Below are 14,732 nucleotides of genomic sequence, written 5' to 3' on the forward strand. Positions count from 1 at the left end.
TGGTAAAATAGGTTCTTTATAATGTGCCCTGCCTTCACTTTTGCTTATCCTTTCGGAATTATTTCTTCTTAAATCAACAAACTAAATTCATGAAAAAAACGATAAACATAGTCGTAATGGCTTTGCTATGCCTAAATTTTTGGGCTGCTGCACAAACTGTTCCGATAAAACTCTCCGGCACCGTAAGGGATAAAGCCGGGAAGCCTATTCCTGGCGTAACCATAAAAACCGCTGAAAAAGAAAGGATAACCTATACGGATAAAGATGGGAAGTTCAGCCTCACGGTTGACAAACTTAATGGAATCCTTACGATAAGCAGTGTCGGTTACCAGACTGCGAATATCCCCTTTGGACCGAAATTAACACTTGAGATCATCTTGAATGAGACAGCAGGATCTCTTGATGATGTGGTGGTGATCGCTTATGGCACTACGACTATAAAGCTGAACACTGGCGCTATCGGAAAGGTAAGTGCTTCAGAAATCGCGCTTCAACCTGTGTCAAATCCGTTAAGTGCACTCCAAGGTAGGATACCAGGACTTGCCATCACACAAAATAGCGGCATCAATGGCGCTGGGCTGAAGGTACAGATCAGAGGACAGGGATCGCTGATGCAAGGCTCTGAACCGTTATTTATTATCGACGGCATTCCCTTTTCTCCAGGCAACAATGCCATCAACACCGTTACCAATGCAACAGGAAGTAACGGAGTGAGTCCCTTCAGTACCATCAACCCTTCGGAAATTGAAAGTGTTGAAATCTTAAAGGATGCTGATGCGACATCAATATATGGTAGCCGCGGAGCGAATGGTATAATTCTGATCACAACAAAAAAAGGTGTCGCAGGTAAGAGTAGATTAAACCTGAATATCTACAACGGATATAGCCATATCACCAGAACGATGGATATGCTGGCAACAGAAGATTACCTTATTATGCGCAAGGAAGGTTTTAAAAATGACGGGCTTACTTTGACGAATGCAAACGCCCCGGATCTTCTGCTATGGAACCAGACCAGGTATACTAATTTTAAGGATATTCTGATTGGAGGAAATGCAAAAACCACCGATGTGCAGTCATCAATAAGCGGCGGGACCGAGAAAACCAGGTTTCTGATCTCCGGGGGCTACCATGGAGAGACTTCTGTATTTCCTGGTGAACAGCGTGACGATAAACTATCAGGCCGGATTAGCCTGAATCATCGCTCAACGGACGAGCGCTTTAGCCTCGATTTTAATGGCGGGCTTTTATATGACCGCAATAAGATGAGTTCGGGCGATCTTACCGCCTATATCAATATGCCACCAAATATGCGATTATACGATGATGCGGGCAACCTGAACTGGCAAGAGGGCGGCACTTTTTTTGGCGGGGCAATTACCAACCCTTTGGCCGCAGCCAACAGACAATATACCGGAAAGTTCAGTAACCTGACAACAAGCGTTAATATGGCCTATGAAATCTTAGCCGGACTAAAAGGAAAGGTAAGCCTGGGGTACAATAGCTTATCTGGTAATGACCAGGCGCTTAATCCCTCAAGTTCCATAAATCCAAACTCAGGAACACTTCCTTATTCCAACTTTGGCCGATCATTTTTAGGCAGCTGGATTGTGGAGCCGCAGCTCGAATATACCAATACATCAGGTAAGGGCAAATTGAACATCCTTGCCGGGGGAACCTTACAGAATACAAGCAGCAACACCTTGAGTGTATCCGCACAGAATTACAGGAATGATATCCTGCTTTCCTCAATAGCCGCAGCCGGGAATGTTACCACAAGCAATAGTGATTACGCTTACCGCTATACGGCCATTTATGGAAGAATCAATTATAATTTTGCGGATAAGTATCTCATCAACCTGACGGGAAGACGTGATGGATCAAGCAGGTTCGGACCGGGAAAGCGTTTTGCAAACTTTGGCGCCCTTGGAACGGCATGGATATTTACAGGAGAGGATTATATAAGGGAAAAACTATCCTGGCTTAGTTTCGGAAAGATAAGGGCCAGCTACGGCACAACCGGTAATGACCAGATTGGGAATTATAAGTTCCTGGATACCTGGACGAATTCCAGCTTGCTTTATCAGGGAAATGCAGGGCTCCAGCCTTCGAGCCTGTATAATGCGGATTTTTCCTGGGAGACAAACCATAAAGCTGAAGTGGCACTGGAGCTAGGGCTGCTGAAAAACCGGATCATGCTTAGCGCGGCATACTTTGTAAACCATAGCGGAAACCAGCTGATCAATTATCAGCTACCCATACAAACAGGCTTTACCTCGATTCTTAGAAACTTCGATGCTGTAGTGCAGAATTCAGGACTGGAAATCAGTCTTGAAAGTACCAACTTTCTCAGTGGCGCTTTTAAATGGACATCTAATGCAAACCTGAGCATTCCAAAAAACAAGCTTGTTAAATTCAGTGGCCTTGATCGCTCCAGCTATGCTAATACCTATATCATCGGCGAACCACTTTCGGCAAAAAGAGTGCTCGAATACCTTGGGGTAGATCAATCAACAGGAATTTACTCCTTTCGTGATTTGAACGGCGATGGCTTATATGACGCTTCTGATAGAATTCTGGTAAGAAATATTCAGCCTGATTTCTATGGAGGCCTTCAAAACAGCTTTTCCTATAAAAATATCAAGCTGGACATTTTCCTGGAATTCAGAAAACAGATCGGATACAACTACTTATATACCCAATCGACCTTCATACCGGGCTACTTTTATTTCAACCAGCCCACTATTGTACTGGATCGGTGGCAAGCTGTTGGAGACCTTGCAGATATTCAGCGTTTCGTAGCCTCCGGCAGCAGCTCTGCTTATGCGCCGGCGGGAAGTTATTTACCGGCTTCAAGTGCTGTATTTAGTGACGCATCTTTTATCAGGCTCAAAAATGTTTCCCTGACCTATGCCTTTGCGGAGCGATGGGTGAAAAAGCTCAAACTGCAACAGCTGAGTATATACGTTCATGGTCAGAATTTACTAACCATGACAGGATATAAAGGAGCAGATCCGGAAAGCCAGAATCTGTTTGTGTTGCCACCCTTAAGGACAATAACCGCTGGTTTACAATTAACACTATAATTATGAAAACAACAGTAATTAAAATATACCCAGGGCCTATTTCCCATCTTAGGCGCTTGCTTCTTGGGAGCCTGCTATTAACCGCTTTTTTATGGAGTGCATGTGAAAAGCTAATTGAGGTGCCAAAGGCCGGAAATCTGATCCTGAGCAAAGATGTATTTTCTGGAAATGAGACCGCAACATCAGCGGTGATGGGGCTCTATAGCAAGATGGTGACACTAAACCTGAGCATGAGTAATGGCGGGCTGAGTGTATATTCCGGCTTGTCAGCGGATGAACTGTTCAATCCTGCGCCAAGTAGCAGTTATGATCCTTTTTCGGGTAATATGCTCCTTTCTTCAAACGGGATAATCAGCAATAACTTCTGGAGCACGGCATACCGCAACATTTACCACGCAAATGCCATTCTGGAAGGACTGGCTGCCTCAAACTTATTAAGTACAGCAACAAAAAAACAGTTAACAGGTGAAACCCTTACCATTCGGGCATTTTATCTATTTTACCTGGTTAATCTTTTTGGTGATATCCCTCTTACGCTCACAAGCGACTTTGAGCAGAACGCAGTGATGCCACGGACTTCATCAGCCATTGTTTACGCCCAGATTATTAAAGACCTTGAGGAAGCTAAAGTTCTCCTGACTGCAAATTACCCGAGTAGCGCAAAAGCAAGGCCCAATCTATTCGCGGCCAGAGCACTTTTGGCCAGAATTTATCTTTACAGCCAGCGATGGGCTGAGGCAGAGGCTGAAGCATCTTCAGTAATATCCTCCGGTTTATATAACATGGAGCCGGATCTAAATAAAACCTTTCTGAACACCTCAAATGAAACCATCTGGCAATTGGTAAGGGAAGCGGCTAATACAGCAGAAGCAGCCGTTTTCCTCCCGTCTTCTGGTATTGTTGTTCCTCCTCTTGTGATCAGGGATAACCTGCTTAATGAATTTGAGCCAGGAGATCTTCGAAAAAGCAGGTGGTTGTCCAGCAATATTGTCAATGGTATAAGTTATAGCTATCCGTACAAGTATAAGGTTAGGACCAACTCCACAGTAAGTGAAAGTCTTATTGTCCTGCGCCTGGCTGAGCAGTACCTGATTAGAGCGGAAGCGCGGTTAGCCCAGAACAACATAGGTGGGGCGGTCTCGGATCTGAATGTGGTTCGAACCAGGGCTAGGGCAACTGCAACTCCTGCCATAACAAACCCACTCCCCAACCTTTCTACTATACTGACTAAAGCGGAGCTGACTGAGGCGATATTTCATGAACGTCAGAATGAACTTTTTTGTGAGTGGGGCCATCGGTGGCTTGATTTGAAAAGAAGCGGCAGAGTTGACCAAGAACTTATTGGACTTAAGCCAAACTGGAAACCTTTCATGGCATTATATCCCATTCCTTTTTCAGAAACGCAGACCAATATTTTTTTAACCCAAAATCCAGGATATGAAAATTAGACAAATTAAAACAGCTAAAACCCAACATTTAATTGTCCTACTTTTAATGTTGGGTTTCTTTCCACTGCTAAGTATGGCCCAGGCCGCTTTAAAAAAAGGCGAACAGATTCCTGATATAGTGATTCAAAATATTTATAACTACCCTAAGAAAGCGTTTGACCTTGGCAAGATTAGAGGAAAGTTGATAATATTTGATTTTTGGAGCCCAAGCTGCATTTCCTGTTTAAAGTCGTTCCCAAAAATAGATTCCCTGCAGCGACTTTTCGCAAAAGAGGTAACGATTGTGCTGGTTAACAAGGAAAGTCTTGATTCAACAAGAAGGTTTTTTGAGACCCGCAAATTTCTTTTCAGGCCAGAGATTCCTTTTGCAACCAGTGATGTCACGATCAACAAATTATTCCCGAATCGCGCCAATCCTGCATATGCGTGGATTGACGGAGAAGGGAAGTTTCACCAGATGACCAATGAACTTACGGCAGCATCCATTCGTCGATTCCTTGCCGGAAACAAGGTAAATTTAGAAGATTACCGGGAAAGGCGTAAATACTTGACATCTCTTTTTGACAAGGAATATGAGCCTAGCGTAATTAGCTATTCCTATCTTTCAAAAGCGATTCCAGGGGTGAATTTAAATGGATCGATAGGAAAGAATGGGTTATCATTCCATAACTATGACCTCATGAATTTATACAGGGAAGCTTTCGGGGAACAGGGGAAATACGATTTTTCCAAGAAATGGAACATTGTATTGGATGTGAACGATACTCAACGGTTTATTTCACCTAAAGAGGAAGAACTGGCTCACGATTGGAAGAGAAAAAACCTATACAACTATGCACTGCTGTTGCCGGAAAATATGGCCGAAGAAAGGTTCATTATGATGCGTTCAGATCTGAAGCGATATCTTGGATTTGATGCAAGAGTAGAAAAAAAATTGATTAGTAGTATGATTTTAGTAAAGGTAGGAAACATGGATAAGCTAAAGTCTCAGAAAACAGGGCCTTCAAATTTTAGGATGTCTGATATCCGGACCAGTCAAATTGATTCGGTTAGGAGACTGATCAACCGTCCTTTTAAGACTTTTTCAAATATTTTAAGTTCCTGGGTAGCGCTTAGACTAGAAAAGCCATTTGTGGACGAAACCGGTTATTCAGGAAACATGGACATTGAATTAAACGGAAATGCTGTTGATAGTTTTAATCTGGGAAAAATCAGAGCACAATTAAAGCAATATGGGCTCGACCTTGTTGAACAGAAAAGGCCAATTGATGTCCTGGTAATAAGGGAAAAAGGGGTGGTGAAGGAATAACCATCCATTACCACCCCTTAATCATTAATTACTGAACCTTACGCGATGGTCGTTGTCCGCTGGAGCGGGAGCGATATCATCAATCGTCTGAACAGTTTCGTAGCCTCTGATACAATCAGCAGCAGTCTGATCCTCACAAGAGGTAAGGGGATTGCTGCCACCAGGCATAGAATCATCCTTTGTCTGAGGGGTGCTGTTAAGCTGCGTCTGTAATGTACCCGAAGAACTGATCTGATACCAGTACAGATTTGGTTGTACTTTCTTGTTATTGGCGCTACTATCCGATGGTTTAAATGCAAAAGTTAAACCCATAATTGCAACTAGTGCAAAAGAAAACATAGCTCCAAGCCATGTTTTTTTAGTATTAAATGATTTGGTATACATACCGATTTTGTTTAAATTTAAAATGATTTTAATTATGGTCGCCCTTGTGGCGGGCATTCCGAAAAGGACTGTTCAGCTTTGGACAGCCTTTTTCTTTTTATCAGGCCTCACGGCCTCGCCGGGAAGAGCGCATATTTTCGAACATGTGGGAAATAAACAACTACTCTCTTTTGGGCGTGGTATTTATTGGGCTCACTTAATGCAGGCGAACCTAATTTTGCCTCTACATTAGCTAAACGTTTCTTAATCATTTTAAGGATTAGCGTTGCAAGCACAGAAAGGCCGGTTCGGAAAATTATTTCCGGTATCCGTTCAATCCATATAGCTACCCTTAAAGTTTTCATAATTCCTCTCTTTGCCTAACATTTACCCATTTGCAACAACCTGGCTGTTGCATGCCCACTCTAAAAATATACGCGCTTATCGCTGCGCCTGCGTCCCCTGTATAAAGTCCGGTCAAAACTTGCGAGCACCTGCCGGTTTCCGCACCAATAACCTAATCAACTTCTGGGCAGATTATCTTAGCGCTTTGTACTTAACGCCCGGGAAGGGCGGCTGAAAACAGGTGCTACCCACCATAGTTCAATATTTTTTCCCAATCAATCGGGCCTGTTTTCATTTTTGGGATGTCGTCTTTTCTCTTGCTCAAGCTTTTCGAGGAGCTCTTCCCTCTTAGCGGCACAAATAATGACACTCTCACGCTCCCGCTGATAGTACATGACCTGTTTATTACCTTGACGGGCCAGGGTTTCCAGTCGCAGGTCTGTTATCTGATCCTCACATGTGCAATTTTTCTGAGGAAATAGTGTAGCCAGTCCAACGCCAATGACAACTGCGATAATGCCAAAAAGGCTTTGATAAACTTCTCCGCGTTCCGGCTTTTTAAATCTCATCCAAAGAAATTTATACTCTTTTTTTTCAGGGCCTGACGGCTGTTCATTAAAATCATTGTTCATTGCCTATCGGATTGCTTGAATAAATTTAGGCCTATCCTTTCAGAAAAATAGAGGCAAAAAGGACGTTTTTCCGTCAACTGCACCAATTTCGGAGGTGAACTGTCACTCACTTTGATGAATTGCCCCCAATGACTGGCCAATAAAAAGGGCTTTTTGTATTTTTATGAAACTAATAAGGCAGTTTATGCATAGCAAGAAATCAGATGGCAAAAATCTTCCAGATTATTTCAGCTTTGGCTGGATGATGCTGATCTCGCTATGCATAACGCTTTGTTTAAACTGGCCAACAATGAACTCACGGTTTTGGCATACCTTTACCCAAGATTGGTATCACATTGCATGTGCAAATACATTTGCAACTGTTTTCATCATGATAACCTTTATCAATATTTTCACAAGTTATCTAGATTCAAAGTGGCTCTGGGAGAAAGAGTTATGGAAAAGGCTTGTTTTTCAGATTCTATTAGGATTTATGTCACCTATACTGATCTGTTATTTTTTCAGTTGGGTTTCTTTTTATTTCCTCAACGTCAATATCAGCTCAACAAGGTATATCCGGAATATGTCCAGCTTACTTGTGCTCATCTGTATCATGATCAATCTCCTACATATGGTTTATTATTATATCTATAGATCTTCGGAATGGCTAAGTGATACCGCTGGAAAACCAAAACCAGCGCCGGTTTTGTATCTATTTATCCCTGATGGGAAGGGAGAGAAGAAGATTGCAACCGCAACTATTGCCTATATTTATGTAGAAAATGGGACAACTTATATCCAGCATCATAACAGTGAACTTGATGTATGTTTTATAGCTTTAGACAGTATCTATAAAAAACTAGACGAATCATCCTTTTTCAAAGCAACAAGAAGTTATATAGTCTCTTTTGCGGCAGTAGATGGCTATGTAAAGATTCCACACAAAGGCCTTAAAGTAAGACTACGACCAGAAACCCAAGAACCCATAAACGTCAGCCGTTCAAAAGCCCCTGGATTTATAGACTGGTTAAAAACCGACCCTTAGTAAAGTTTGCAAAAGATTCATCACAACTTTACGGAAACCCGTAATGATGTCTTTTTAGTTTCTCATACCTTGGCTCACGTTAATTCAAATCAAAATATGAGCACAATTTTTAAAAAATCAGTAATGTCTACCGCACTAGTTATTTTAGCCGTGATGATGCACAGCTCCTGTAAGAAAGCAGCGCAGGAAACTGCAAAGGAGCAGGAGCAAGTTCCGGTAGTTTTTTCTTATGAGGTGACCTGTGATTACTGTAACATTTCCTACATCGATGCAAGCAATCAGACAAAAATGGTAACGAGCAACATAGGCAAATGGACTTATAAAATTGAGAAAAAGGTTTCCTTTGACCTGAAGTTAAGCGTTTCATCAATCATTTCAAGTTATCAGACCATTCAGGCTTATATCTTGAAGGACGAAGAGGCCGTATACGGAAATCTCGGCTACAACCGTGCTGATATTTCTTACAACACCGTTTCTGGAAACGGCACATCAAGTTTCGGCAGTTATGTTTCCACCACCCCAACTGGCGGGAACAGCTCAGGCGGAACCACCGCGCCGACCTCTTCAGTTTGCGGGGCAAAAAACAAGACCGGAGGCTATTGCAAACGGATGGTTGTCGGAGGTGGTAGATGCTGGCAGCATAAATAGACTGCCAGGCATATCTTCAATTCCATTTTACTTTAGCAACGTTTATATCGTTATATTAAAACAAAATCATGAAAGCATTTATTTTGTCAATAGCACTGATGTGCTGTTATTTTCTTGGCAATTGCCAAAAGATATCTTCACTTGGCACAGTCAATGAAAGCAAACTAGGAAGATGCGCCGGTTCAGCTTATTGTTCGGCGTGTAAAAACTGTTCCCGTTGTGCCCACTGTGGGAGTGGAGGCACCTGTGGGGTATGCTCACCTGTTGAATCGCAAACCCCGGTATACTCCAGCCCCCGCAAAAAAGCATCTAGCTACAAGCCGAGATCATCTGCATCTGGTCAGCAGAAAAAGCAATCCTTCAGTGCTGAAAAAAGTAATATAAAAAGTTACGTTTCTGAATCTTTATCAGCGGTAAAGCTCAAAGAAATCAGTCTTCGCTCAGGGCCGGGATTATCCTATCCTGTTGTAGAAACGCTTAAGCGCAACCAAAAAGTGAAACTGCTTGCAAAAAAGGGAGAGTGGGTAAAAGTGAAAGTCCTGTCCTCTGGAACGACCGGTTATTGTAATCTGGCAGGAATAAACTAATATCCTGTACGAATAAGCTCTAAGAATGATCAGGTGGGAAAATAAATTCATTTGACTAACCCCCACTATTTTTTTCCTGTAGAAGCTAAAGCGAAACATGCTGAGATAGTGCAACCGGGGTTTCGCAGGCCGCAAGGCGCGAGGGAATTTCTTCTTCTGACCTTTTGATTTTTTATAAAAACTATAGCCCATCCGCTCAACGCTGCATACCCTGCTCTTGTTGCCTTGCTTTTCTCCTCCTTTTCTTTTCCGCTTCTTCAATCGTATCAGATGCGATATCCGGAATAAAAGCAGGCTCCATCAAAACTTCCAAAAATTCGCCTACAGTTTTACCGGTAGATTCGAGCATGCTCCCAACAGAAGAAAAAATTCCCTCAGCGACACCTAAAGCAAGTTCATTAACCACAGACCTGCTCTGGTAATTTTTCATAGACGCCTCCAGCAGAACATCCAACTGCTCCCTTTGCTGTAAAGTGCCGTTCTTTAAAATATTGGCATAGGCCAGCGTATCTTTCAGGTTTCGCTCAAAGCCGAACTGTTCATCAAACAAACGCTCCCCACATTGCTTAAAAGCCATCCGGTCAAACTGCCCCATTTTTCTGGAGTGCTCGGCATTTCTGCCTTTTGAGCTGTTCATGGGGCTGAGCTTTATTTTATTGGTGATGTTCCTGCGGCTGACGATCACCTGGATATGCATTTGGTTTCCACTCTTTTTTTCTCCACGCTTCCGGCTACCATCTTTAACCGCTGCATCCTTATGGCTATAATATCGGTTGTGCTCCACTTTACCAAACCAGAGCAGATCTTTATTACTGTTTATCCCAGAGCGTCTGAAATTCTTTGCATATTCATCCATTACTTTCTCCGTATATACTTTCAGCACATTTTTCATATCAGCATCCCCAACCGATTTCCTTAAATGCTCCAGTTCCTTTTGGCTTGGGCTGATATTGATCAGGAAAAACTTGGCCTCATTTCTCCCGAGCTTTGCATTGTTTCCATCCATTGCGCGGCGTACTTCATATGCCTCCACATCCTGCCTGTTTTCGTTGAACCATAGCTCCGGCTGTTTTAGCTCCTCGGTACGGTTCTCCTTTTCAAGATAATTTACCAGTCCACCACTGCTGCCCCTGTTACTGGCTTCCTTATTGTCCGTAATATTGATGTACATGGTTATAAAAGATCAATCTGGTTTTTGGCGATCCTGATCAGGTCCTCTTTCTCCTTGGCTGAAGTCATCATGCTAAATGCATCCCTGCTTTTGATATAAGTGCCGAGTATGTACAGGAACTGTTTTTTAAGCTGCTCTCTGGTCGATAGCTTTACCAGGATACTTTTGAGTATCTCATCAGTATTCGATAGTTTGCTGCTGTAATTTTTTCCGGCTGACAAAAGTTCATTTTGTCCACTAGCTAGCGTACCACTTTTTTTCTCTAACTCTTTAAGAAGGTTATTGATATCTAGCTGGGCACCCGTCATCCGATCCACCTCTCTTTTGATCGGAATAAGCAGGTCATTTTCCTGGGTCTTGATAAAACCGATGTAATCCTTGTGCTGTTTGAGCAGTGTATTCTTCAGTAGCTCATCGTTAATGTCCAGTGGATCTTTCTTACTGCGAAAGAAATAATCCACCATCTGCGTAAATATCAGCCGGTTCGGACGGCCAAGCTTTTGCGCAATCTTATCCATTTTGACCGCGATCTGTGCATTATATTTTATGGTTCTTAACGTTTCCATTTTCAGCTCTTCATTGTTCATTAATTAACTTGTTATATACATTACAGTATATATTACCCCATAGATATGCAGCTATATGCCTATGCATATATTTAAATATCCTGAACCCTGCCCAAGGTTCCTTTTTCTTTAATCCTGCCGCCTCCAGTGGCCAAGAGAACCCCTGGAGGGTTCTCCAAACAGCCTTTACGCTAGCGTAAAGCTAAGATGGTGAGGCTCTGCCCAACCACCGCTTGCTCCTTTTTCTGAAAATGAAAAAGGACTTTTTGCATATTGCCTTGATCTCTCAAAGTTTTTTAGTGGGAGGCCGATCCCAACAGATCTCCCATAAGAATATTCAATAAGCGCTATTTTAAAATGCTCCTGCTATTATGTTATACTCACGGAATCCTTAACCATCCTTTAAACTAAATTTCACAAAAACACACCATCATTTTGCAGCTTCCAGGATACCTCGCTTCCGAGAAAAGGATTATAGGATGGACTATAAGAGATGTACCCAAAGACCTGAAGTTCATTGATGCATTTGTGATAGGTTGAGGTCGAGTAGATCTTGGATGAACGCATGAGCTTGCTCCGGCTCACCTGAAAAGGGTGAGTCAGCCCAGAATTTTCCGAGGCAAAAATCAGCGCAGCTAACAGGCTGGCGTGAAACGCTGAGAGCCTTTGATCTGCCTGAATCCGGTCTTTAAGATATTCAAGTTTCTTATTTACATTCCTCATTGGCCTCCCCCCGAAATAATCTTTTGACAACCGCATCATCAGGCGTACCCTTACCCAATATCCGCCTGATATCCTCACGGCTAAAATATACAATGCGGCCAATCTTGGTAAAGGGAAGTTTGCCGCTAACCCGCAGGTGCAGCAGGGTGCCGGCAGAAATTTTCATCAGTTTCCTCACCTCAGAACTTTTGAGGTACTCATCAGGCGCAGCCGTTTGGAGTGGAATAATTCTTTTGATCTCTTCGATCAGATCGCTTTTTAGCTCAAGCAGATCACTTTTGGTTACCAGGTCTAAATTCATGTCTCTTAAAGTTTAATGTTCAATCTTCCACAGTTAGCTTGCACAACAAGCTATCTATTTGGAAATTTCACATCAAAGGCGAGTACAGAAACAGGCAATCAGATGCCCAATGCAGGTGTTTGGGCATAACTCCGTTTTGAAGTAGTCTAATGTTGGGTTTGGGGATCAACCGGAACAATATCAAAGGCCCTGTCTTTATCAGCTATAAATATATATTTGGAGGAATCTTCGGAAGAAAAATAATTCTGGGCTGCTGCCAAAGCAATTGGCTTTTCTCCATGGACAAAATTTTTGGCAATCATCTTATACCATGGACTATGACCTTGCGTAGTAACCAATCTTTTACCGTTTGGTAATACCAGTTTTCGGATCTGCCGCATCACATCCATGAATGCCGCTATATTTCCGCTATTGATTACAATCTTTTCACTTGCCTCATACTGCAACAGTTCATCCAGACGGGCCTGAAGGTCTGCCAGATTGCCTTTAAGAAACCCAATTTCTGCATCTCTCTGACTCAGCATCTTTTCTACAGAAGTATTTACATTCCACTCATCAATGGAATTTAAGAATTTTTGAAAGGCTTCTAATTTATCTAGGTTGGCCGAGTGAATCTCATATACGTTCTTGAATGGATCCTTAGCTGAATAAAAAGTAATTCTCCTTTGAATGCTCCGATTTACCTTTCTAAAGAAAGCTTCCTTTCCGTTAGGATTTCGTAGCAGATAATAAGCCATGTGGAAATCATAAAAGGCGCGGTATTCACCATCAGGCAAACTATAAAGTTTCAGGGCAAAGAAATTATCCTCTAATTTTCTGTTAGAGAATATTGGATTACCTATCTCATATGGATGTGGAGAGAAGTCGAATCTTCCCCGAAATTTAAAAAAACGTTCTGTCATGATTCCTTGATTGAAGGTTCTCATTCGTAACATAGAAAGAGAACACATTAATAAATTCAATATACTACTATCGGACATAAGAATCAACCCAGTTAATTTTCAGAGCTTAGCTCAGCCACCCGACAATTAATAGCTCCAGTGACCTTATACAGTGAAAAACCCATGTATTAATTGTCAAATACGATTTTGAACTTATTTTTTCGTATTTTTAATTGTACTGCTAGATGCTTAATATGAAAAACATCCTATTTAAACTATTATTGATTATTGTCTTACTCGGGCTTAGGTTCTCTGCCCAGGCCAGTTGCAAAATCACGGGTAATCTACCAGTTTATAAAGGTGCCAAATTTCATATCAGAAACCTTGAATCAGCTTTAAATGAATACCATGGAAATTTACTGGATCAGGGCATTATTGACGAGAATGGAAATTTTGAATCTCTGCTGAAAGTATCGAAAACAGGGGAGGCCATTTTATATATTGATCAAACATTTTTTAGGCTTTGGATAGGTGAGGGCAGTTTGGCAATCTCTTCATCGGGTTCGAAATTGGATTTCAAGGGAACTCTTGCCGGAGAAAATAGATTCCTTTATAATGCAAAATTTATGCAGCCCTATTTAATTCCAAGTCCGCTTGCCTACAAGCCATCCCAGCTCGACGAGTATATTTCCAAATGGAGTTCATTACAAGATGAACGCCTAAAGCGATTAGAAGAAGAGAAAAAGAATGGATTGCCCGCAGACTTTGTTTCGCGAATGCGCAGCGAAATCCTGAACAGCACCATGTATGCAAAAAATCAATTCCCCTCTCTACAGGGTATCACCACAGATACCTTGCCCAAGGACTATTTTGGTTTTTGGGATGGTTTCCATATCCTTGATGATGACCCAAACCAAAGAGCATATATGAATGCACTGCTGGATTATGCGGAGTTTAAAGCGAAAAAGAATCATCCACAAGCGATGGAAGACCGGGCCATGCTGATAAGGCATGAAGTGGCCTTCTTGGATTCAATATTATCAGAGCGACCTAAAACATTGGAGGCAATCAAAGGAGAGCTTGCACTTTTCCTGATCAAATACTTCGACGATAAGATTTTACTCGAAGAACTTATAAAAAGCTTTAGAGCGGATTATCCAATCTCCCCATATGTTACGGTAATCGACAAAAAGTGGTCAGAGAAAACGTCCAGACAAAATAAAAAAATCAGTTTTACCCTCAGGGATACATCAGGCAATGAGGTCAGCACTGATGAATTTTTGGGGAAAGTGGTTTATGTGGATTTTTGGGGAAGCTGGTGTAAAGCCTGTCTTGAGGAAATGCCAGCGGCTGCAAAGCTCAGAGAAAAGTTTGAAGGTAGGGATGTTGTGTTCCTTTATCTGGATTTTTATGATTCCAAGAGCCAATGGCTAAATGCAATCAAACTACATTCAATCAATGGTATAAACCTGAAGGCGGAGGCAAGGGATCTACCCTATTTCAATGATTTTTTTGGCGTCAGCCAGGGTTTTCCAAGATATGCGGTCATCGATAGAAACGGTATCCTTAAAACCACGGGCGCACCAGCCCCGAGTGATAAAAGCGTCATTGAGTTTCTTGAAAAAATACTCAAGGGTTAAATCCGGAT

Annotated in this window: 14 protein-coding genes; 7 read left to right on the forward strand and 7 right to left on the reverse strand. The window is 42.1% G+C overall.

From position 1 onward, the window contains the following. The first annotated feature begins 122 nt into the window (after nucleotides 1-122). From EZ449_RS02720 to EZ449_RS02730, 3 genes are read left to right on the forward strand one after another with little or no spacing between them, the layout of a single operon-like run. Nucleotides 123-3,086 carry a SusC/RagA family TonB-linked outer membrane protein gene (locus tag EZ449_RS02720; protein ID WP_165499673.1) on the forward strand — a complete coding sequence of 988 codons (2,964 nt, stop codon included), beginning with the start codon at nucleotides 123-125 and terminating at the stop codon, nucleotides 3,084-3,086. Between the two features lie 2 nt (nucleotides 3,087-3,088). Continuing rightward, complete coding sequence (locus tag EZ449_RS02725; protein WP_131556411.1) at nucleotides 3,089-4,534, forward strand: RagB/SusD family nutrient uptake outer membrane protein; 1,446 nt, start codon at nucleotides 3,089-3,091, stop codon at nucleotides 4,532-4,534. Then, nucleotides 4,524-5,843: a DUF3738 domain-containing protein gene (locus tag EZ449_RS02730; protein WP_131556412.1), complete on the forward strand. Its 1,320-nt coding sequence runs from the start codon at nucleotides 4,524-4,526 to the stop codon at nucleotides 5,841-5,843. Before EZ449_RS02725 ends, EZ449_RS02730 begins: the two co-directional genes overlap by 11 nt. 24 nt (nucleotides 5,844-5,867) lie before the next feature. On the opposite strand, the gene EZ449_RS02735 is transcribed toward EZ449_RS02730, so the two are convergent. The 3 genes from EZ449_RS02735 to EZ449_RS02745 form a co-directional block, all read right to left on the reverse strand. Next, nucleotides 5,868-6,227, reverse strand: coding sequence for a hypothetical protein (locus tag EZ449_RS02735; protein WP_131556413.1), 360 nt, complete (start codon nucleotides 6,225-6,227; stop codon nucleotides 5,868-5,870). 107 nt (nucleotides 6,228-6,334) lie between these two features. Next, entirely contained in the window at nucleotides 6,335-6,571 is a 237-nt protein-coding gene (locus tag EZ449_RS02740) for a hypothetical protein (protein WP_131556414.1), read from the reverse strand. A gap of 255 nt (nucleotides 6,572-6,826) precedes the next feature. Continuing rightward, a complete protein-coding gene (locus tag EZ449_RS02745; RefSeq protein ID WP_131556415.1) occupies nucleotides 6,827-7,183 on the reverse strand; it encodes a hypothetical protein in 357 nt (118 codons plus the stop codon). 184 nt (nucleotides 7,184-7,367) lie between these two features. Here EZ449_RS02745 and EZ449_RS02750 point away from each other — a divergent pair, with 184 nt between their 5' ends. From EZ449_RS02750 to EZ449_RS02760, 3 genes are all read left to right on the forward strand, one after another. Then, entirely contained in the window at nucleotides 7,368-8,207 is an 840-nt protein-coding gene (locus EZ449_RS02750) for a LytR/AlgR family response regulator transcription factor (protein ID WP_165499674.1), read from the forward strand. Nucleotides 8,208-8,303: 96 nt separating this feature from the next. Then, the gene (locus EZ449_RS02755; RefSeq protein WP_131556417.1) at nucleotides 8,304-8,855 is read left to right on the forward strand and encodes a hypothetical protein; all 552 of its coding nucleotides are present in this window, start codon (nucleotides 8,304-8,306) and stop codon (nucleotides 8,853-8,855) included. Nucleotides 8,856-8,923: 68 nt separating this feature from the next. Further along, entirely contained in the window at nucleotides 8,924-9,442 is a 519-nt protein-coding gene (locus EZ449_RS02760) for an SH3 domain-containing protein (RefSeq protein WP_131556418.1), read from the forward strand. A 196-nt stretch (nucleotides 9,443-9,638) separates the two neighbouring features. On the opposite strand, the gene EZ449_RS02765 is transcribed toward EZ449_RS02760, so the two are convergent. The 4 genes from EZ449_RS02765 to EZ449_RS02785 form a co-directional block, all read right to left on the reverse strand. Beyond that, entirely contained in the window at nucleotides 9,639-10,613 is a 975-nt protein-coding gene (locus tag EZ449_RS02765) for a DUF5712 family protein (RefSeq protein ID WP_131556419.1), read from the reverse strand. A 2-nt stretch (nucleotides 10,614-10,615) separates the two neighbouring features. Continuing rightward, nucleotides 10,616-11,200 (reverse strand): BfmA/BtgA family mobilization protein, encoded by a 585-nt coding sequence (locus EZ449_RS02770; protein WP_131556420.1) that lies wholly within the window; start codon nucleotides 11,198-11,200, stop codon nucleotides 10,616-10,618. Nucleotides 11,201-11,885: 685 nt separating this feature from the next. Then, nucleotides 11,886-12,203 carry a helix-turn-helix domain-containing protein gene (locus EZ449_RS02780; protein WP_131556422.1) on the reverse strand — a complete coding sequence of 106 codons (318 nt, stop codon included), beginning with the start codon at nucleotides 12,201-12,203 and terminating at the stop codon, nucleotides 11,886-11,888. A gap of 146 nt (nucleotides 12,204-12,349) precedes the next feature. Next, nucleotides 12,350-13,105: a hypothetical protein gene (locus EZ449_RS02785; protein WP_131556423.1), complete on the reverse strand. Its 756-nt coding sequence runs from the start codon at nucleotides 13,103-13,105 to the stop codon at nucleotides 12,350-12,352. 233 nt (nucleotides 13,106-13,338) lie between these two features. Between EZ449_RS02785 and EZ449_RS02790 the strand changes: the two genes are divergently transcribed. After that, nucleotides 13,339-14,724, forward strand: a complete 1,386-nt coding sequence (locus EZ449_RS02790; RefSeq protein WP_165499675.1) for a TlpA family protein disulfide reductase — start codon at nucleotides 13,339-13,341, stop codon at nucleotides 14,722-14,724. Nucleotides 14,725-14,732: the final 8 nt, after the last annotated feature.

The organism is Pedobacter frigidisoli (assembly GCF_004331675.1).
GTDB lineage: Bacteria > Bacteroidota > Bacteroidia > Sphingobacteriales > Sphingobacteriaceae > Pedobacter > Pedobacter frigidisoli.

Coding starts and splice junctions, on each gene's coding strand:
- EZ449_RS02725 (WP_131556411.1), top strand. CDS start 3,089: ATGAAAACAACAGTAATTAAAATATACCCAGGGCCTATTTCCCATCTT.
- EZ449_RS02730 (WP_131556412.1), top strand. CDS start 4,524: ATGAAAATTAGACAAATTAAAACAGCTAAAACCCAACATTTAATTGTC.
- EZ449_RS02735 (WP_131556413.1), bottom strand. CDS start 6,227: ATGTATACCAAATCATTTAATACTAAAAAAACATGGCTTGGAGCTATG.
- EZ449_RS02740 (WP_131556414.1), bottom strand. CDS start 6,571: ATGAAAACTTTAAGGGTAGCTATATGGATTGAACGGATACCGGAAATA.
- EZ449_RS02745 (WP_131556415.1), bottom strand. CDS start 7,183: ATGAACAATGATTTTAATGAACAGCCGTCAGGCCCTGAAAAAAAAGAG.
- EZ449_RS02750 (WP_165499674.1), top strand. CDS start 7,368: ATGCATAGCAAGAAATCAGATGGCAAAAATCTTCCAGATTATTTCAGC.
- EZ449_RS02755 (WP_131556417.1), top strand. CDS start 8,304: ATGAGCACAATTTTTAAAAAATCAGTAATGTCTACCGCACTAGTTATT.
- EZ449_RS02760 (WP_131556418.1), top strand. CDS start 8,924: ATGAAAGCATTTATTTTGTCAATAGCACTGATGTGCTGTTATTTTCTT.
- EZ449_RS02765 (WP_131556419.1), bottom strand. CDS start 10,613: ATGTACATCAATATTACGGACAATAAGGAAGCCAGTAACAGGGGCAGC.
- EZ449_RS02770 (WP_131556420.1), bottom strand. CDS start 11,200: ATGAACAATGAAGAGCTGAAAATGGAAACGTTAAGAACCATAAAATAT.
- EZ449_RS02780 (WP_131556422.1), bottom strand. CDS start 12,203: ATGAATTTAGACCTGGTAACCAAAAGTGATCTGCTTGAGCTAAAAAGC.
- EZ449_RS02785 (WP_131556423.1), bottom strand. CDS start 13,105: ATGACAGAACGTTTTTTTAAATTTCGGGGAAGATTCGACTTCTCTCCA.
- EZ449_RS02790 (WP_165499675.1), top strand. CDS start 13,339: ATGAAAAACATCCTATTTAAACTATTATTGATTATTGTCTTACTCGGG.